Here is a 19,280-nt window from a genome sequence, read left to right on the forward strand (position 1 = left end):
AGCTGCAATGCGGCGCTTGATCTGGCTCTCGATAGTCGCAGCACTGGCGATTGCCTATCCGTTGCTGCTGTCCTCGCCGTTCCAGCAGCGCCTGGGCGCACTGGTGTTGCTCTATGCCATCGCCGCGTCGGCCTGGAATATCGTCGGCGGCTATGCCGGCCAGGTCTCGGTCGGCCATGTCGTGTTCTTCGGCTGCGGCGCCTATGCCGCGATGGGGTCTTACGCCAAGTTCGGGCTGTCGCCGCTATTCGGCATCCCCGGTGGCATCGTGCTGGCAGTGGGGCTTGCCGCGATCATCGGCGTGCCGACGCTGCGGCTGTCGGGTCACTATTTCAGCATGGCGACGATCGCGGTCGCCGAGACCATGCGGCTGATCGTCACCAACACCGACTGGCTCGGCGCGGCCGTGGGTCTTTCCGGTCCAACGGTCCCGCGCAACATCTTCGATCTCTCGTTCCTGTCGTCGCTGCCGTACTACTACCTCTTCCTGGTCGTCCTCGTGATCACGTTGCTCGTCACCTGGTGGATGACCAACAGCCGCATGGGATTCTATCTGCGCGCAATCAAGGATTCCGAGAGGGCCGCACGTTCCCTGGGCGCACCCGCGAGCCGGACCAAGCTCTACGCCTACATGCTGAGCGCGGCGCTGACGAGCGTTGCCGGCGCGCTCTATGCGATGATGTTCGGCTTCGTCGATCCCGAGTCCGGGCTCGGCATCCTGATCTCGGTCAAAATCCTGATCATGGCGGCGCTGGGCGGGGCGGGGTTGCTGTTCGGTCCGCTGGTGGGAGCCGCGATCCTCGTGCCGCTGGAGGAGATCTCCAACAGCTGGCTTGGCGGCAAGGGGGCCGGCCTCACCTTCGTCCTGTATGGCGCGATCATCGTGCTGATCGCGCGCTTCCAGCCCGGCGGCCTGCTCAGCCTGTTCATGGGACGACGCAAGCCCGGCGCAGATAAGGGAGCCGGCCATGCTCCTTGAGGCGCGCGGGATCACAAAGGCGTTCGGCAGCTTCAAGGCGGTGGACGATGCGTCCGTCACGCTGGAGCAGGGCGATATTCTCGGCCTGATCGGCCCGAACGGCGCCGGCAAATCCACCTTCTTCAATTGCCTCACCGGCGACCTCAAGACCACCTCGGGCCGCGTGCTGTTCGAGGGGACCGACATCACCGACTTCGCGCCGGAGCAGCGCGCCGGGCTCGGGCTTGCGCGCACCTTCCAGGTGCCGCAGACCTTTGAGGGCATGACGGTGCTCGAGAATGTCATGATCGGCGCCTTCCTGCGCACCTCGCATCGCCACGAGGCCGAGACCAGGGCGCGCGCGGTGCTGGAGCGCGTCGGCATGAGCAGGCTTGCGGATGCGCCGGCGCGCTCGCTCGGCACGCCCGGCCGCAAGCGGCTGGAGATCGCCCGCGCACTTGCGACCGAGCCGAAGGTGCTGCTGCTCGACGAGGCCATGGCCGGGCTCAACGCCCACGAGGTGAGGCTCGCCATCGATCTCGTGCGCGACATCCACCGTTCCGGCATCACGCTCGTCATCGTCGAGCACATCATGGAAGTGATCATGTCGCTCGCGAGCCGCGTGATGGTGTTTCACCAGGGCAAGGAGATCGCCCGCGGCTCGCCGCGAGAGGTCACCTCGAACCCGGCAGTGATCGAAGCCTATCTCGGCAAACGCGCGGCGAAGGCCGCGGCGGGCCATACGCCGGTCGAGCTGATGGGCGGGCGGGACCTATGAGCGGCGCGCTTCTTCGGATCGAGCACCTCGAGGTGCGCTATGGCGACCTCATCGGCGTCTCCGACGTCTCGCTGGAAGTGCCGGAGGGCAGTGTCGTCGCGCTGCTCGGCTCCAATGGCGGCGGCAAGACCACGACGCTGAACGCAATCGCGGGTCTCATTCCCGTGCATTCCGGATCGATCAGCTTTCGCGGCGAGGACATCGCCGGCCAGAAGGCCTTTGCGATCGTGCGCAAGGGGCTGGCGCTGTCGCCGGAGGGCTGGCGGCTGTTCGTGCAGCAGAGCGTCGAGAACAACCTCCTGCTCGGCGCGACGCCGCTGCACGACAAGTCGCGCCAGGCCAATTTGCTTGAGCGCGTCTACGAGATCTTCCCGCGGCTGAAGGAGCGCAGCAACCAGCGCGCCGGCACCATGTCCGGCGGCGAGCGGCAGATGCTCGCGGTCGGCCGTGCGTTGATGAGCGATCCGAAGCTGTTGATGCTGGACGAGCCGTCGCTCGGCCTCGCGCCGGCGGTGGTCGAGTCCATGTACGAGACTTTCGGCCGCCTGCATCGCGAGGGCCTGACCATCCTGCTCGCCGAGCAGTCGATCGAACTGGCGCTGGAGGTCTCTGACTTCGCCACCGTGCTCCAGGTCGGCAAGAGCGTGCTGTCCGGCACGGCCGCGGCGCTCGCACAGGATCCGCAGGTGCAGAAGGCCTATCTCGGCGTCGACTGATTGATCTCCGCCTCGAGCAACAGCAACAGGCAACCGGCCAGCCGCGTCTCCATCTCTTTTGATCCAAGCGACAGCGGCCCGGGATCGTTGAGGATCGCGTTCACCAGCGTGCCCAGCACGACCTGAAAGCCGAAGGCGATGGTGCGGGTCTTGGCGGCCTTGCGCCCCTTGCCCATGGCCGGGAGCAGGAGAGGGGTCGCGCGTTCCGTCGTTGCCCTCGCGAGGGCCTTGAACGGCGTCCATTTGTCCGGGCGGGTGTCGTCGTGCTGAAGCGCGGCGCGCAGGACGCCCTCGTGGTTGCGCATCCAGGCGATGATGCCGCTGATGATGATGTGGCAGAGCTTGTCGAGGTCCGTATCCGGTGACGGTCGCCGCATGTCGCCGAGCCGTTGCTCACCGTCGCGCGCAGCCAGCGCCATCAGTGCGTTGAAATAGGCCTCCTTGCTCTCGAAGCGGCTGTAGAAGGCGCCGACGGTGGCGCCGACCTCGGTGCAGAGCGCCTCGATGGACAGCTCGGCAAGGCTGCGCGTGCGCAGCATGTCGGCGCCGGCGCGCAGCAGCGCCAGCGTCGTCTCGCGGCTGCGCTTCTGCCGCGACGGGGCAACGCCGGGCAGGTCGAAATCGGGTTCGTCCGAGCTTGGCCGCATCCGCGCTTGCATCCGGCAAAAATCATAATCATAATTCGGATTATAATTTAGACGTGGCCGAGCCGCGGGTCAACCGCAGCCGCCGGGCAACCAGCAGGGAGAAGCAGATGAGCGCAGGCAGCGGCACGCCGTTCCGCGGCACCGTCGGCAAGACGGTCGCGGAGTCAAAACCCTGGTGGCCTGATGCGCCGAAGCCGCCCGAGGGGGCGCCGAACATCCTGGTCGTGCTGTTCGACGACGTCGGCTTCTCCGATTTCGGCTGCTATGGCTCGACAATCAAGACGCCGACCATCGACCGGCTCGCTGCGGAGGGGCTGCGCTACTCCGGATTCCACACCACGGCGATGTGCTCGACGACGCGCGCCGCGCTGCTGACAGGGCGCAATCATCACTCGGTCGGCGTCGGCTGCCTTGCCAATTTCGATTCTGGCTATCCCGGGTACCGCGGCAAGATCGCGCGCGAGGCGGGGACGCTTGCCGAGATGCTGCGCCTACATGGCTATCGCAACTACATGGTCGGCAAATGGCATGTCACGCCGCTGACCGAAAGCGGAGCCACCGGCCCGTTCGACGGCTGGCCGCTCGGCCGTGGCTTCGACCGCTTCTACGGCTTCCTCGATGCCGAGACCGACCAGTACGCGCCCGAGCTCGTCTCCGACAACACGCATATCGATCCACCGGGCACGTATGCGGACGGCTATCATCTAACCGAGGACCTGATCGACCAGTCGATCCGCTTCATCGGCGATCACGTCGCCGATCGTCCTGACATTCCCTGGCTCACCTGGGTCGCACTTGGCGCCTGCCACGCGCCGCATCAGGCGCCGGCCGATATCATCATGAGCTATGACGCCGAATTCGCGCACGGCTGGGACGTCGAGCGCGAACGGCGTCTGGCACGCCAGAAGGCGATGGGGCTGGTGCCTGAGGGAGCGCGGATGCCGGCGCGCAACGATAGCGTGAAGGCCTGGGAGGAGCATTCGGCCGACGAGCGCCGCGTCTTCACCCGCCTGCAGGCGGCTTTCGCCGGCATGCTCGATCATTCCGACCGGCATCTTGCACGGCTTGTCTCGTTCCTGGAAACGGCCGGCATTCGCGACAACACCGTGATCATCGTGATGTCCGACAACGGCGCGAGCCAGGAGGGCGGGCCGCTCGGCTTCGTCAACGCGATGGGGCCGTTCAACTTCAAGCCGGAGCCGATTGCGGAGAAGCTCGCGCGTCTCGACGATATCGGCGGGCCCGACACCCACAGCAATTTCCCGCATGGCTGGGCGATGGCGTCGAACACGCCGCTGCGGCGCTACAAGCAGAACACCCATGGCGGCGGCATCCGCGATCCCTTCGTCATCAACTGGCCGAAGAAGATCGCAGGCAAAGGCGAGCTGCGGCACCAGTTCGTCCACGCCTGCGACCTCACGCCGACGCTACTGGAGCTGATCGGCGTCGAGTCGCCCAGCACGATCGCGGGGTGCCCGCAGATGCCGCTGGAAGGCGAGAGCTTTGCGCGCTCGATCACGGATGCGTCCGCGCCCTCAAAGAGCTCGCCGCAATATTTCGAGATGTTCGGCCATCGTGGCCTCTGGCAGGGCGGCTGGAAGGCGGTCGCCTTCCATCCCTCGGGCACGCCGTTCGAGAACGACAAATGGGAGCTGTTTCATCTCGACCAGGATTTCTCCGAGACCGACGATCTCGCCGCGAAGGAGCCGGAGCGTCTGGCAGCAATGATCGCGACGTGGTGGGCGGAGGCCGAGAAGCACAAGGTTCTGCCGCTCGACGACCGCTTCGGTCCGCGCTTCGCCGAGAACGCCGCGCGCTTCCATGGTGCGCGCCACCATTTCGTCTTCCACGCCGGCATGGGCCACGTGCCGACCGATGTCGCGCCTGACGTGCGCAGCCGCAGCTACACGATCGAGGCGCATGTCGAGATCGAGGAGGGGGGATCCGATGGCGTGCTGATCTCGCATGGCGACGCGACGTCGGGCTACAGCCTCTACGTCAGGGATGGCCATCTCGTGCACGACCTCAACATCGGCGGCAGCCACCAGGTCGTTCGGTCGGACCGCAAGGTGCCGTCAGGCGCGCGGCGGCTCGGCGTGCATGTCGAGCGGCTCGTCCGCAAGGAGCCGCCGGCCAAGGGTTCGCGCACCGGTGTCACCGAATACACGCTGCTGATCGACGGCGAGCCGGCGGGGGCGCTCCAGACCCAGCTCGGCTTCCACACGCTGATCTCGTGGTCCGGCCTCGACATCGGCCGTGACCGCGGCAGCCCCGTGTCGCATTACGAGGCGCCGTTCGAGTTCGAGGGGCGGCTGCTGCGCGTCACCGTCACCATGCACGACGACCAGAAGCTCGACGGCGATGCCGTCGGCAACGCGCAGATGGCGCGGCAGTGATAGGGAAGAGGCGGCGCAGCATCCGCGCCGTCATTGCGAGCGCAGCGAAGCAATCCAGACTGCCTCCGCGGAAAGATTGCTGGATTGCTTCGCTACGCTCGCAATGACGAGGTGAGAGAGCGTCCACTCCAACAGGAAACGGGAGCGGTCCTTACTTGATCTTGTCGTAGGCCGCCGCGAAATCGCCCAGCGGCATCGGGATCGCGATCGCCTCCTTGGCCATGTTCTGGAAGGAGACCTTCAGCTGCTTGCCCGACCGCAAGGCCGCGAGCAGGTCCGCCGCGATCGGCGTCGAGGCGTAGCAGCCGCGGTTCTCGCAGGTCTGGATCTGGAGGTCGAATGTCTTGCCCTCGTCGACCTGGAGCTTGGCCCCGACGGGCAGGTTGAGGCCGAGCGGCAATTGCAGCAGCGCCACCGGCGTGCGGGTGTCGGGCGCGATGCGGATGTTGATCAGGACGATGGTCTGGCCGGTTTTGGTCAGCACCGCGTTCTGCTCCATTGCGCATTCGAGCGGCGCGTCGCGGCTGACGCTGGTGCAGCGCACGACCCATCCGGCTTGCTGCGCACCGTCAGCCTGCGGCTGGGTCGGAGCTGGCGCGGGCTGTGCGGCCGGTGCAGGGGAAGCGGCGTTCTTTTTGGCGCTCTGCTGGGCATACGCGCCGCCTGTCGACAGCAGAAGGGCGGCGGCGAGGGCGACAAGTCTGGATTGCATGGACATGGCGAAACCGCGTTGGCGTGAACCGAGGGCCTCGCTGTAGCGTCGCGGAAGCCGCGGTGCAAGCTTACTCGGCGGCCTGCTTGACGGTGCTGTGTTCGGGCGCCTCGTGACCTTTGCCGTCACCCGAACGGCCCCAGCCCGAGAACCAGTTGTTGAGCTCGTCGAGATAGAGATAGACCACCGGGGTGGTGAACAGCGTCAGCGCCTGGCTGACGATCAGGCCGCCGACCATGGCGTAGCCGAGCGGCTGGCGGATCTCGGCGCCGGTGCCGTGGCCGAGCATCAGCGGCACGCCGCCGAGCAGGGCGGCCATCGTCGTCATCATGATCGGCCGGAAGCGCAGCAGCGCGGCCTGACGGATCGATTCCTCCGGCGTCTTGTGTTCGTCGCGCTCGGCCGCGATGGCGAAGTCGACCATCATGATGCCGTTCTTCTTCACGATGCCGATCAGGAGAATGATTCCGATCAATGCAATGAGGCTGAAGTCGAAGCCGGCCGCCATCAGGATCAGGAGCGCGCCGACGCCGGCCGAGGGCAGGGTCGACAGAATCGTGATCGGATGGATGTAGCTCTCGTACAGGATGCCGAGGATCAGATAGACCACGACAAGGGCTGCGAGGATCAGCAGCGGCACGGTGCCGAGCGACTGCTGGAACGCCTGCGCGGTGCCCTGGAAACTCGAATTCAGGGTCGGTGGTGCTCCGAGATCGGCCATCGCCTTCTGCACGGCCTCGGTGGCCTGGCCGAGCGCGACACCCTGGGCGAGGTTGAAGCTGATCGTGATCGCCGGGAACTGGCCCTGGTGGCTGATCGAGAGCGGGCGGACCGGATCGGTGGTCCAGGTCGCAAAGGTCGACAGCGGCACCTGATCGCCGGTCAGCGGCGATTTCAGGTAGAGCTTGTTCAGGCTGTCGAGACTGCCCTGCATCTCCGGCAGGATCTCGAGGATCACCTTGTAGGTGTTGAGCTGGGTGAAATACTGCGTGACCTGCCGCTGTCCGAAGGCGTCGTACAGCGTGTCGTCGATCAGCTGCGGCTGGATGCCGTAGCGCGATGCGGTGTCGCGGTTGATCTTGAGCTGGACCGTGGTGCCCTGCGTCTGCTGGTCGGTCGCGACGTCGCGCAGTTGCGGCAGCGTCTGCATCTTGGCGAGGATTTTCGGCGCCCAGTCGTTGAGCTCGGTGAGATCGGCATCCTGTAGCGTGAATTCAAACTGCGTGCGCGTCGGCCGGCCGCCGAGCCGGACGTCCTGGGCCGCCTGCATGTAGAGGCGGGCGCCCGACACCTTCTCGAGCTTGGGACGCAGCCGGGCAATGATCTCCTGCGCCGACGCGTTGCGCTCGTTACGCGGCTTCAGCGTGATGAACAAATTGCCGTTGTTGCCGGCGCGGCCGCTGCCGCCGATGTTCATCGCGATCGTGGCGACGTCGGGATCGTCCATCACGATCTTGCCGAGCTCGACCTGGCGGCGCTGCATCTCGGCGAAGGAGATGTCCTGGGACGCTTCGGAGGTCGCAGTGATCAGGCCGACGTCCTGCTGCGGGAAGAAGCCCTTCGGGATCAGGATGAACAAATAGATCGACAGGCCGAGCGTGGCGAAGAAGATCAGGAGCGTGGTGCGGCGCCAGGCCAGGGCATGATCGAGAACGTACTCGTAGCCGCGCAGCATGCCGTCGAAGGCGCGTTCGCTCCACTGGTAGAACTTGCCGTGCGTCACCTCGCCATGGGCGCGCAGGAAGCGCGAGGCCATCATCGGCGTCAGCGTCAGCGACACGAACATCGAGACGAAGATGGTCATCGCCAGCACGACGGCGAACTCGCGGAACAGGCGTCCTATGATGCCGCCCATCAGCAGCAGCGGGATCAACACCGCGACCAGCGAGATGCTGATCGAGACGATGGTGAAGCCGATTTCCTTGGAGCCCTTGAAGGCGGCCGCCATCGGCGATTCGCCTTCCTCGATGTAGCGCGTGATGTTCTCGAGCATCACGATGGCGTCGTCGACGACGAATCCGACCGCGATGGTGAGCGCCATCAGCGACAGATTGTCGAGCGAATAGCCAACCACCCACATCAGGGCGCACGCGCCCAGTAGCGCCAGCGGAACCGTGATGGTGGGAATGACCGTCGCCCAGAAGCTGCGCAGGAAGACGAAGATGACCATGACCACGAGGGCAATGGTTAGCAGCAGCGTGAACTGGACGTCCTCGACCGCGGCGCGGATGGTCGTGGTGCGGTCGCTGATCAACTCGATCTTGATCGCGGGCGGAATCGCCGCGACGAGGCGGGGCAGGGTGGCCTTGATCCGGTCGACGGTCTCGATGACGTTGGCGCCCGGCTGCTTGAACACCACCAGGAACACGCCACGCTTGCCGTTGGCCCAGGCTGCCTGCTTGGCGTCCTCGGCGCCGCTCACCGCCTGTCCGATGTCGCGGATTCGAAGCGGACCGCCATTGCGATAGGCGATGACGACGTCGTTCCAGTCCTTCGACTGGGTGAGCTGGTCGTTGGCGTAGATCGTGTAGGCGCGCTTCGGCCCGTCGATATTGCCCTTGGGGCTGTCGACCGTGGTGATCGCGATCTGGCTGCGCACGTCCTCCAGCGACAGGCCCTTGGCGACGAGTTTCGCCGGGTCGATCTGAATGCGGATGGAGGGCTTCTGCTGGCCGCCGATGAAGACCTGCGCGACGCCCGAGAGCTGGCTGATCTGCTGGGCAAGCTGGGCGTCGACGGCATCGCTGACGGTGGTCAGCGGCAGTGTATCGGATGTCGCCGAGAGCAGCAGGATCGGCGCGTCGGCCGGGTTGACCTTGCGGTAGGTCGGCGGCGAGGGCAGATTTTTCGGCAGCTGGCCGCTTGCAGCGTTGATGGCGCCCTGCACGTCGTTGGCGGCGCCGTCGATGCTGCGGTTGAGGTCGAACTGGATGGTGATCGAGGCGGTGCCGAGATAACTCGTCGAGGTCATCTGGGCGATGCCGGGGATCTGGGCGAATTGCCGCTCGAGCGGCTGGGCCACCGACGAGGCCATCGTCTCGGGGCTGCCGCCCGGCAAATTGGCCGAGATCTGGATGGTCGGGAAGTCCACCTGCGGCAGCGGTGCGACCGGCAGCAGGGGATAGGCGACGAGACCGACGAACAGAATGCCGGCCATCAGCAGCGAGGTGCCGATGGGATAACGGATGAAAGGTGCCGAAATCCCGCCCTCGGTCATTCCTGTCGTACCTTGTTCTGGCTCGGATCCGAGCTTGCTACGGCCGTCGAGACCAGGCTTCCGGGCTGGACCTTGAACTGGCCGCCGGTGATCACCTGTTGACCCGGGCTCAAGCCTTCGTCGACGACCGAACGGCCGTCGATCGCGTAGCTGACCTTGATCTTGTGCACTTCCGCCTTGTTGTCCTGATTGACGGTATAGGCGTAGAGGCCGTTGGTCGAATGCTGAACCGCGTCATCCGGAACCACGGTCGCATCCTTCAGGGTGCGTACCAGGAGGCGCGTCGAAACCGACTGGCCCGGCCACAGCGTGTGTTCCTTGTTGTCGAACACCGCCTTGAGCCGAATAGTCCCGCTGGTCGTGTCGACCTGGTTGTTGATGACCGCGAGCTTGCCCTCGGCAAGCGTCTTTTTCCCGTCGGTGGTGAACGCGATCACCTTGAGCGCACCGGCCTTCTGGCCTTCGCTGATATAGGGCAGCTGGTCTTCCGGCGCGGTGAAAATCACCGAGATCGGCTCGACCTGCGAGATCGTCACGATTCCCGTCTGCGTGGAGGCGTTGACGATGTTGCCAACGTCGACCAGGCGCAGCCCGGCCACGCCGGTGAACGGCGCCTTGATCTGGGTGTAGTCGAGCTGGGTCTGGGCGTTGGAGATGGCGGCTTCGTCGGCGGCGATCTGGGCGGTCAGCTGCGCGACGGTGGAACGCTGGGTGTCGACCCGCTGCGCAGTCGCGAACTCGCCAAGCTTCATGGCACGCTGGAGCTCGAGGTTGGCGTTGGCGAGATTCGCTTCGTCCTGCGCCTTCTTGGCCTTGGCCTGGTCGAGCGTGGCTTGATAGGGCCGGGGATCGATCGAGACCAGAAGCTCGTCCTGCTTGACCATCTGGCCTTCGCTGAAGGCGATCTTGTCGATCTGGCCGTCAACCCGGCTCCGGACCTGTACCGTATTGAAGCCCTGAACCGTGCCGAGACCGGTCAGGTAAACCGGAAAGTCGGCCTTCTGGACCGGCGAAACGCTGACGGGGATGGCGGGCGGACGCGCCGGACCCTTCTGAGCCGTCTGGGTTTTTCCGGCCTCGGGCGAGCCGAATTTCTGCCAGCCATAGTAACCCGCGGAGGCCACGGCCGCGATGATCAGAATCCAGAGGATCGGCCGTGTTTTTTTCATGTCGGCTCGTTGGCTCTTACGCCCAAAACTACGAATTGTGGAGCAATCATAGGGTTCCAGCGCGCTTGTATAATACACGCCAAGTTCCAGTGTAAACAGCACTATCGGTTCGGAATCCTAAACAATTGGAAAGCTTTGCACTGTCTAGGCAGCTCCGTGACACTACGGTGTGCAGTGCTGCATTTTCCCGGCGCGAACGATCCGCGCGCAAATCTTGGGCAATGCCCGGAGCCGGTGTGGGCGGCCTGCAGAGCTGTCCGCAAGGGCGCCCCGGCAGCGCTGCGAAGTGAGCCGGAAACAACTCCCGTGAGAACGGTTCTAATTCGCCTGCACGGCGTTTCGGTTGTCAGGAAATCCGGCATCGGTCATATCGGCCCCGCCACAACGGGAGCGCAGGATGGACGAACTGAACGGCAAGCTGATCGCGTGCCAGATTCTGATCACGGGACTGATCGCGCGCGTCGCCAACGAGCAGCGCGATCCCTTGCGATTTCTGACCGACTTCCGCGACGAGATCAAAGCCGTCGTTAGCGGCGTCAACATCGCCGGCATGGACAACTCCGATCGCGTGCGCGCCGTCGCGCAGAAAACCGTCGACGAATTGTTCTCGCTGATGAAGCCGCCGAGCAGCGATTGACAGCGGCGCCGCTGCTCGCGCCTGCGCAGCTCTCGCATGCGCCCATGTTTCCAGATTGAAATCTGCACCGAGTCCGATCTGGATGAATTCAAATGTGCTGGCAGATCAATCGCATTGACCTGCTTTTCTCCGACCGATAGCACCGCCCCATCGTTCGCGTTTCTGCAGCGACGAAGCGCATCAGCTCGAAGGTTGATGCGGTACGACGAGATCGCAGCGATCAATGTCCAGATTAGAACGGTTCAAGTTTAGAACCATTTAAAACTGCGGCGCACTCAACCGAGTTTAGAATTGCTTTGAAATGGTCGGATTCAAACGGAGTGTTGCAGAGATCGCGTTGACCCCCATGAACACGCCCGATAGCACCAATGCGTCGCGTTGTCGCAACGCGACCAATGGAAGCATAAGCACTGTGGGGCGTGTGATGGGCATGATGAAGACACCGCGATCGTTGCGTTCGGTCGCGGATCGGAAATCCTTCGGCAACAATTTCGACGCTGCGACCGGCAAGACTGTGTCCACGGTCGCCAGTCTGATCGCGGTCGCGACGGTCTCGACCGGCGCACAGGCGCAGCAGACCAATCTGCCCCCCGTGAACGTCGATGCGCCTCAGCAGCGTCCGCGTCCGACCGCTTCGAAGCCCACCGCCGATCAGATTCGTGCGCGCAACGCCCTGCGGCGCGCGGCGCAGCGGCAGCAGGCCGCACAAGCGCCTGTCGCCGATCCGAGCCCTGGTCCTGCCGATCGTGATCCGTACGCAAATCCCGCCGCGCCTTACATGGCCACCAGAGTGCAGGCGTCAAGTAAATTCCCTGAGCCAATCCTCAACACGCCAAAATCGATCACTGTGCTTACAAAGGATGTGCTCGCGGACAAGAACGCCACGACCCTGAAGCAGGCGATCCTGAGCACGGCAGGCGTGACGCTCGGAACGGGTGAGGGCGGCAATGCCTTCGGTGACCGCTTCTTCATTCGCGGCTTCGATGCCCGCAACGACATCTTCATCGACGGCGTGCGCGACGCCGGTGTCAGCGTGCGCGAAAACTTCTTCACCGAGCAGGTCGAAATTCTGCGTGGTCCGGGCTCAACTTTCGCGGGCCGCGGTGTCGCCGGTGGTGCGATCAACATCGTCACCAAGCAGGCGACGACGCAGAACAGTTTCTACAACATGGACACGACGTTTGGCACCGACCAGACCAAGCGTGTGGTGCTCGACGTCAACCAGGTGATCAACCCGACGCTGGCCGTTCGTGCCGGCGGTCTGTTCCAGGACGCCGATGTCGCCGGTCGCGATTTCGTCAAGGATAATCGCAACGGCGCGTTCGTCGCCACGACCTGGAAGCCGACCGACACGATCAGGGTGACCGGGGGTTACATCCACACCGAGTTGACCGGCGTGCCGGACTTCGGCGTGCCCTACTACCGGCCGAGCACGGCGACGACCGCCGGTGGGCCGTTCCCGGACTTCGGCTCCAACCGCAACAACTGGTATGGCCAGATCAACCGCGACTTCTACCGGACCGGCCAGGACATCGGCTCGTTAAACGCGGAAGTGCAGATCACGCCCGACTTGATGGTCAGCAACAAGTTCCGCGTATCTCGTTCGACCCAGAACTATGTCGGAACGCTGCCTGAGCAGCCGGTGATCGCCAACCCGCTTTCGAATTCGACGCTCACGATGAATCCGCAGAGCCGTCTCCAGATCACTGACGTGCTCGCCAACCAGACGGAAGCGACCTACAAGTTCCAGGACTGGGCCGGCTTCAAGCACACCGCGCTGGCCGGGATCGAAGTCGATCGCGAGCGGTCGTCGATCGACAAGTATCTCGGGCTCACCTCGGAAGGGAACGGAGTTCCGATCACTCCAGGCGGCTCGCCGACAGGTGTCAGCGTCTTCTTCCCTCAGGACACGTTCTTGCCCGGGAAGGCGCTCGCACTGGCCGGTCTGCCGGCCAAGATCGGCATCGACACTGTCAGCGGCTACGTCATGGACAGTGCGAACTATCGTGACCTCCTGATCCTCAATGGTGGCTTCCGCTACGACAACTACAACCTCGATACGTCTGCATACGGGGCGGGCAACGCTCTCAAGCAGCAATCGGCAAACTTCCTGATTCCCAACTTCAATCTCGGTTTGACCTTGAAGCCGGCGCCAAACGGCAGCGTGTACGTGGCCTACGCGACCTCAGCGAACCCGGTGGGCGCCGAGTTCGACGGCACCAGCACCGCGTATGGCGGCGTCAATCCCGCTCTGGCCGGCGGCAACAATCAGATCTTCGGGCCGGAGAAGAACACGGCCATCGAACTCGGCACCAAGTGGGAGCTGTTCGACCGCCACCTGCTCCTGACGGCTGCGCTGTTTCAGACCACCAAGGACAATGCGCGCGAGGCACAGAACGTCAATAGTGTGGCCACGGCGTCCGCGTTGGGATGCGTCTATCCCGCCGGCACGACCGGCAACATATCGTGTATCACCGCAGGTTCCGCTTATCGTATTCGCGGCATCGATCTCGGCGTGAGCGGCAAGATCACCGACAAATGGAGTGTGTTCGGCGGCCTCGTCCTGATGCAGTCGGAGGTTACGGCGTCCAACGTGAAGCCCGCGAACATGCCCGCGCCGCTTCTCTACACCACCAATGTCGGGCTTCCTCTGGCCAACGTTGCCCATCAGTCGTTCAGCATGCTGTCGAAGTACCAGTTCAACGATATCTGGGAACTGGGCGGGCAGGCCGTCTACCGCTCGAAGATCTACGGTGGCTCGTTGCTTGCGGCCAACGCAGGCACGTCGCTTCCGAGCTACTGGCGCTTCGATGTGTTCGCGGAAGCCAAGATCAACAAGAACTGGCAGTTGAAGCTGTTCGTGAACAACATCTTCGACAAACGCTACTATGACGCGCTGTACCAGAGCGCCGCGCCCTTCGTGCTGGAAGCACCGGGACGCGCCGCCTATCTGGTGATCTCGGCGCGCTACTGATGGAGTAACGACGAGGTGCCATGTTGACATGCATAGACGGCGTCCTGAGCAAGGATGATGTGGCGGAATTCCGCCGCATCATGGACGCCAGCGAATGGGAAGACGGCCGTTCCACCGCGGGCGCGCAGTCAGCAATGGTCAAGCGCAATGAGCAGTTGCCGCCTGACAGCGAGGTCGCGCGCAAGCTCGGCAACCGCATCATCTCGGCGTTGACGTCGAACCCGCGTTTCCTGGCAGCGGCGATCCCACTGCAGATCTTCCCGCCGCTGTTCAACCGCTATGCGGCGAACAGCGGCCATCATTTCGGGCTGCATGTCGACAATGCGATCCGCGGCGACCGCCTGACCGGCCTTCGCATCCGCACAGACCTGTCTGTCACGCTGTTCCTGGCCGAGCCGGAAGAGTATGACGGTGGCGAACTTGTGATCGAGGACACCTACGGTTCGCACGAAGTGAAGTTGCAAGCCGGGGACTGCGTGCTCTATCCCTCGACCAGCCTCCATCTCGTCACGCCGGTGACGAGGGGGACGCGGGTTGCGTCTTTCTTCTGGCTTCAGAGCATGATACGGGACGATCAAGCCCGGAGCATGATCTTTGACCTCGACACCGCGATACAGGCGCTGGTGGAACGGCTCGGGCGTGACGATCCCGAAACGGTCAAATTGACGGGTATCTATCACAACCTCATTCGCTACTGGGCCGAAGTATGAAGATCATGTCCTTCCAAGCAAGCCTTGCCGCCGCCTTGATGCTGGCGGCCGCCTGGCTCGTATCCCCTGTTTCTGCCCAGACACAGACCCCGCCGGCGGCACCTGCACCGGCACAGGCGACGGCTCAGCCGGCCACCGCCAGCCCGGCTCCGGCTGCCGCTCCGGCGGTGGTGGCGCCTGCGGCGAAGCCCGACGCGGCCGCCATCGCGCCGGCCATGAAGGAGCTGTCCCCCTGGGTGATGTTCATGTCGGCGGACGTCATCGTGAAGGCGGTGATGATCGGGCTTGCCTTCGCATCGCTGATGACCTGGACCGTCCTGATCGCCAAGTCGATCGAGTTGTCGGTCGCGTCCGGCAAGCTTCGTTCGGCACTGAAGAAGATCTCGGAGGCGCGCTCGCTCGCGGAAGCGCAAATGGCGCTCGGCGCCAAGCAGGGCATTCTGCCGTCCTTCCTGGCGGCAGCGCTGCGTGAGGCGCGGATGTCGGCCGGCCTGTCCAGCGATGCCGGCATCAAGGAGCGTGCGGCCTCGAGCTTTTCCGAAATCGTGCGCGCGGAGGCGCGGCGCATCCGCGTCGGCATGGGTGTGCTCGCGACCATCGGCTCCACGTCGCCCTTCGTCGGCCTGTTCGGCACGGTCTGGGGCATCATGAACAGCTTCATCGGCATCTCGAAGTCGCAGACCACGAACCTCGCCGTCGTCGCGCCCGGCATCGCCGAGGCGCTGCTCGCCACGGCGATCGGCCTCGTCGCCGCCATTCCCGCCGTCATCATCTACAACCACTTCTCGCGCATGACGAAAAGCTATCTCGAGCTCGTCAGCCGTGCCTCGGGCGCGGCGGCGCGGCTGCTCTCGCGCGATCTCGACCGCAGCCACGGCAGCGCGCATTCGCGCGCGGCGGAGTGAACCATGGGCGTTTCGCTCGCAGACAATGATGACGACGACGATTTCGGCGAGACGCATGACATCAACGTCACGCCGTTCATCGACGTCATCCTGGTGCTGCTGATCATCTTCATGGTCGCAGCCCCGCTCTCCACGGTCGACCTGCCGATCGATCTGCCGACCTCGAGCGCGACCCCGCAGAAGAAGCCGGACAAGCCGACCTATCTCAGCATCAAGCCCGACCTGACGCTTGCGATCGGCGAAAACCCGGTCCACCGCGCCGAGTTGATCGGGACCCTCGACGGCCTGTCCGACATGAGCAAGGACAAGTATGTCTTCCTGCGCGCCGATCGTTCGGTGCCGTATGGCGAATTGATGAGCGTCATGGAGCTCTTGCGCTCAGGTGGCTATTCCCGGGTGAAGCTGGTCGCGCTGGAAGGCGCTCCCGGAGCGCCCGTGGCAGGCGCCGGTCAGCCTTAGAGGCGCACGATGTCGGACGAAGCCAGACCATCCCGGAAGCTCTGGATTTTGGCAGCGGTGGCGGCGCTCGCGCTCCATCTGGGCGGGGCCGCGCTCGCCCTGGCCCATCTGCGGACCGATGACGACGACGATGGCCTGGGCGCGTCCGGCGCGGAGTTCGCCGTCGAGATGGCCTCGCCCAAGGCGCCCGAGACCGACCTTCCGCCGGGACCGGACAGCGAAGCGATGCAGGAGCAGCAGGCGCTTCCCGAGCAAAAGGCCGAGACCAAGGAAACCGAGCTTCCAAAGGACCAGTCGCAACAGGTCGACGATCCCGATCGGGTCGTCACCGAAAACATCTCGAAGAAGCCGCAGGACGAGGATCCCAAGATCGCGGCGGTCGAGACACCCGCTGCCGAGGCTTCGCCGCAGTCGGTTGCAACGGCGCGGCAGACACTCGACGAGGACGCGCGCGAGGCCGAGAAGGCCCTAGCGCCGGTGCTTGGCCTCGGCAAGGACATCCTCAGGATCACGACCGACTGGAATCGCAAGATCAGTGCGCACCTCACGGCCCACAAGGTCAACCCGGAGGGCAAGCAGCCCAATAATCAGAAGGTGAAGGTCAGCTTCGCGATCAACCGCAGGGGCAACGTGCTGTCCGTCGACGTCGTGGAGTCATCGGGGGATGTGGCCTACGATGCGGCCGCGCTCTCGATTGTCCGCAAGTCCGATCCCATCCCGCAGCCCCCGGCCGGACTGACCGAAGACCGGTTCGAGCGGACCGTCGACATCATCTTCACGCCGCCGGACGAGAAGAAAAAGAAGAAATCGGCTCAGCGCCAGTAGAGCCGGATCCCGACATAGACCACGACCAGGCAGACGAAGATCAGCGCCACCGGGAGCGGCCGTTTCTGGGCTCCGCTAAACGCCGCCGTGAAGGAGGCCGTCTTCGTCGGTTTCGGAGGCGGGCGGCGGAAAGCGGTAACATTGTCCGCCGCCGGCTCGGGCGGACGGGTGCGGACGTCGGGCGGAGTTCCCGCGCCGCCCATCTCGGCATAGTAGGCCTTGTAGATCGCGCCGATCGTGGCCTCGGTGGCCTCGCCCTCGCTCATCCGCGCCAGCAGGTTCTTGTAGCTGACCAGGAACTCCTGCGCCTCGGCAGGCAGCGCGGAGGACCCGTTGAGCTTGGCCATCATCTTCCAGGTGGCAAAATCGGCGCGGGCGCGGGTGTCCGCGCGTCGCGCGATCAGCATATCGGCAGCTTTGACCAAGTCGGCCTCGAGCCCTTCGGCTTATGTTCGGGTGTTCTGTTGAACTACGCGTTGCCGGTCAGGAAGAGAACAGCCTGAATCACATAACCGGTCAACGTTCGCAGTATTCCTGAAATAACATCAAGATTTAGACCGAACTGCGAGCCCGCGAGCGGCAGGAGGATCAACAGGCCGATCAGGATCAGCATCCCGAACGGCTCGAGCCGGGCCAGCGGCATGGCGAGGGCCCGAGGCAACAGCCCGACCGCGACGCGCCCGCCGTCGAGCGGCGGGATCGGCATCATGTTGAACACCGCCAGCACCGCGTTGATGACCAGCGCGTTCTTGAGGTTGTCGAAGATCCACTGGGCCGAGCCAGCCGGTGCAAAGGGCACGGCATGGAGGGCAAGAGCCGCCGCGAGCGCCAGCAGGATGTTGGTGGCGGGCCCGGCAAGGGCCACCCAGACCATGTCGAGCCGGGGATGGTTGAGCTTGCGGAAATTGACGGGAACCGGCTTGGCATAGCCGAACAGGAACGGCGAGTGCGCGAACAGCAGCATCGCCGGCAGGATCAGGGTGCCGAACGGGTCGATATGCTTGATAGGGTTGAAGCTGACGCGGCCGAGCTGCCAGGCCGTGTTATCGCCAAGGCGATGCGCGACGAAGGCGTGAGCGGCTTCGTGGAAGGTGATGGCGATCAGGACCGGGAAGATCCAGACTGAGATGTCATAGAAGGAAACGTTCACGGCTCGTCCGTCCCGTTTGTGCCTCGTGGCCTTGCAGCTAACCCGGCCGATCCGGTGATGGGGCAACGCGTCAGGTCAGGATATGGGACGCGGGTTCCGAAATCCCAAGCCGTAAATGATCCGCCAGCAGCGCCGCCGGCTGCGACAGGTTGCGCGCGCGGTGAAGGCGGATGTCCGCGGCGGGCAGCGGCGGCAGGCCGTTCGACACGACGCGCAGGCGGGAGGGCAGGGTGCCGGCCTTCACGACCGTGATCGCGAGGCCCTGCGCCGCGATCGCTTCCACCGCTGCCAGCGTCCGGCTGACAAAGGCCAATCGCCAGGGCCGGCCGGCGGCATCGAGGGCGTCCGCGGCCCATTGCCGGAACAGGCAGCCCGGCGGGTAGAGCGCGACGGGCAGCGTGTCCTGCGCTTCGGCTCGATATGTCCTGGCCGCAGCCCAGACCGCCTGCTCGCGCCGGAGCAGCTCGCCATCGCCGCGTCCTTCCGGATGCATGGCGATGACGAGGTCATAGGCCTCGCCGAGCTGGGCCGGCATCGTCGCGGTCAGGCCGGTCTCGATCTCGACCCGGATCTCCGGATGGCTTTTGGCAAAATGCGCCAGCAAGGGCGGAATGACGATCGTACCGTAATCGTCCATCACGCCGAGGCGGACCACGGCGTCGCGCTTGCGTGCGCGGAGCACATCGATCGCCTCTGCATTGAGGTCGAGAAGCCGTCTCGCATAAACGAGGAGTTCATCGCCCGCCGGGGTCAACGCGACACCGGCCCTGGTGCGCTGAAACAACTTGGTGCCGATCCGCTCCTCCAGTCGCCTGATCTGGACGCTGACCGCCGACTGGGTCCGGTTGAGCAATTGGGCTGCGCGCGTGAACGAGCGATGCTCCGCGACGGCGAGAAAGGCCTTCAGCAGATCGGGATCGAGAACAGGCGTGGTCATGACGAAAACTTATCCCAGCATGACGGAAACTCCATTCCCTGTTTCGGCGCGCCTCGTATGCTGCGTTCAGGGCTCGTCAAGGGAGGGAGT

Annotated in this window: 17 protein-coding genes; 10 read left to right on the forward strand and 7 right to left on the reverse strand. The window is 64.5% G+C overall.

Annotated elements, in window-relative coordinates; genetic code table 11:
- Positions 1 to 7 precede the first annotated feature (7 nt).
- Genes IVB46_RS25385 through IVB46_RS25395 form a run of 3 tightly spaced genes read left to right on the forward strand, consistent with a single transcriptional unit; the run spans position 8 to position 2,452 of the window.
- Positions 8 to 979 carry a branched-chain amino acid ABC transporter permease gene (locus IVB46_RS25385; RefSeq protein ID WP_071914966.1) on the forward strand — a complete coding sequence of 324 codons (972 nt, stop codon included), beginning with the start codon at positions 8 to 10 and terminating at the stop codon, positions 977 to 979.
- A complete protein-coding gene (locus IVB46_RS25390) occupies positions 969 to 1,736 on the forward strand; it encodes an ABC transporter ATP-binding protein (RefSeq protein ID WP_071914964.1) in 768 nt (255 codons plus the stop codon). The genes IVB46_RS25385 and IVB46_RS25390 overlap by 11 nt, the downstream gene beginning before the upstream one ends.
- Complete coding sequence (locus IVB46_RS25395; protein ID WP_247311914.1) at positions 1,733 to 2,452, forward strand: ABC transporter ATP-binding protein; 720 nt, start codon at positions 1,733 to 1,735, stop codon at positions 2,450 to 2,452. Before IVB46_RS25390 ends, IVB46_RS25395 begins: the two co-directional genes overlap by 4 nt.
- On the opposite strand, the gene IVB46_RS25400 is transcribed toward IVB46_RS25395, so the two are convergent.
- Positions 2,434 to 3,099, reverse strand: a complete 666-nt coding sequence (locus IVB46_RS25400) for a TetR/AcrR family transcriptional regulator (protein WP_247311917.1) — start codon at positions 3,097 to 3,099, stop codon at positions 2,434 to 2,436. The genes IVB46_RS25395 and IVB46_RS25400 overlap by 19 nt on opposite strands.
- Before the next feature lie 107 nt (positions 3,100 to 3,206).
- Here IVB46_RS25400 and IVB46_RS25405 point away from each other — a divergent pair, with 107 nt between their 5' ends.
- Positions 3,207 to 5,495, forward strand: coding sequence for an arylsulfatase (locus IVB46_RS25405; protein WP_247311920.1), 2,289 nt, complete (start codon positions 3,207 to 3,209; stop codon positions 5,493 to 5,495).
- Between the two features lie 151 nt (positions 5,496 to 5,646).
- Here IVB46_RS25405 and IVB46_RS25410 read toward each other — a convergent pair whose 3' ends face one another.
- From IVB46_RS25410 to IVB46_RS25420, 3 genes are all read right to left on the reverse strand, one after another.
- The gene (locus tag IVB46_RS25410) at positions 5,647 to 6,213 is read right to left on the reverse strand and encodes an invasion associated locus B family protein (RefSeq protein ID WP_063983864.1); all 567 of its coding nucleotides are present in this window, start codon (positions 6,211 to 6,213) and stop codon (positions 5,647 to 5,649) included.
- 64 nt (positions 6,214 to 6,277) lie between these two features.
- Complete coding sequence (locus IVB46_RS25415) at positions 6,278 to 9,424, reverse strand: multidrug efflux RND transporter permease subunit (RefSeq protein ID WP_247311923.1); 3,147 nt, start codon at positions 9,422 to 9,424, stop codon at positions 6,278 to 6,280.
- On the reverse strand, positions 9,421 to 10,593 hold the full coding sequence (locus tag IVB46_RS25420) for an efflux RND transporter periplasmic adaptor subunit (protein ID WP_071914957.1): 1,173 nt from the start codon (positions 10,591 to 10,593) through the stop codon (positions 9,421 to 9,423). Before IVB46_RS25420 ends, IVB46_RS25415 begins: the two co-directional genes overlap by 4 nt.
- Positions 10,594 to 10,990: 397 nt before the next feature.
- Between IVB46_RS25420 and IVB46_RS25425 the strand changes: the two genes are divergently transcribed.
- The 6 genes from IVB46_RS25425 to IVB46_RS25450 all read left to right on the forward strand — a co-directional run bounded on the left by IVB46_RS25425 (position 10,991) and on the right by IVB46_RS25450 (position 17,103).
- A complete protein-coding gene (locus tag IVB46_RS25425) occupies positions 10,991 to 11,230 on the forward strand; it encodes a hypothetical protein (protein WP_071914955.1) in 240 nt (79 codons plus the stop codon).
- 424 nt (positions 11,231 to 11,654) lie between these two features.
- Positions 11,655 to 14,204 (forward strand): TonB-dependent receptor, encoded by a 2,550-nt coding sequence (locus tag IVB46_RS25430; RefSeq protein ID WP_247311927.1) that lies wholly within the window; start codon positions 11,655 to 11,657, stop codon positions 14,202 to 14,204.
- 20 nt (positions 14,205 to 14,224) lie between these two features.
- A complete protein-coding gene (locus IVB46_RS25435; protein WP_028146578.1) occupies positions 14,225 to 14,914 on the forward strand; it encodes a Fe2+-dependent dioxygenase in 690 nt (229 codons plus the stop codon).
- Positions 14,911 to 15,819: a tonB-system energizer ExbB gene (gene exbB / locus IVB46_RS25440; protein WP_085401996.1), complete on the forward strand. Its 909-nt coding sequence runs from the start codon at positions 14,911 to 14,913 to the stop codon at positions 15,817 to 15,819. The genes IVB46_RS25435 and exbB overlap by 4 nt, the downstream gene beginning before the upstream one ends.
- Before the next feature lie 3 nt (positions 15,820 to 15,822).
- Positions 15,823 to 16,278 carry a TonB system transport protein ExbD gene (gene exbD, locus IVB46_RS25445; RefSeq protein ID WP_071914949.1) on the forward strand — a complete coding sequence of 152 codons (456 nt, stop codon included), beginning with the start codon at positions 15,823 to 15,825 and terminating at the stop codon, positions 16,276 to 16,278.
- Positions 16,279 to 16,287: 9 nt separating this feature from the next.
- The gene (locus IVB46_RS25450) at positions 16,288 to 17,103 is read left to right on the forward strand and encodes an energy transducer TonB (protein WP_071914947.1); all 816 of its coding nucleotides are present in this window, start codon (positions 16,288 to 16,290) and stop codon (positions 17,101 to 17,103) included.
- Here the strand turns inward: IVB46_RS25450 and IVB46_RS25455 are convergent.
- The 3 genes from IVB46_RS25455 to IVB46_RS25465 form a co-directional block, all read right to left on the reverse strand.
- Positions 17,091 to 17,510 carry a hypothetical protein gene (locus tag IVB46_RS25455; RefSeq protein ID WP_028157721.1) on the reverse strand — a complete coding sequence of 140 codons (420 nt, stop codon included), beginning with the start codon at positions 17,508 to 17,510 and terminating at the stop codon, positions 17,091 to 17,093. The genes IVB46_RS25450 and IVB46_RS25455 overlap by 13 nt on opposite strands.
- 62 nt (positions 17,511 to 17,572) lie before the next feature.
- Positions 17,573 to 18,253, reverse strand: coding sequence for a site-2 protease family protein (locus IVB46_RS25460; RefSeq protein ID WP_208086248.1), 681 nt, complete (start codon positions 18,251 to 18,253; stop codon positions 17,573 to 17,575).
- Between the two features lie 70 nt (positions 18,254 to 18,323).
- The gene (locus tag IVB46_RS25465; protein ID WP_247311930.1) at positions 18,324 to 19,190 is read right to left on the reverse strand and encodes a LysR family transcriptional regulator; all 867 of its coding nucleotides are present in this window, start codon (positions 19,188 to 19,190) and stop codon (positions 18,324 to 18,326) included.
- Positions 19,191 to 19,280: the final 90 nt, after the last annotated feature.

The organism is Bradyrhizobium sp. 61 (assembly GCF_023073075.1).
GTDB classification, from domain to species: domain Bacteria; phylum Pseudomonadota; class Alphaproteobacteria; order Rhizobiales; family Xanthobacteraceae; genus Bradyrhizobium; species Bradyrhizobium barranii.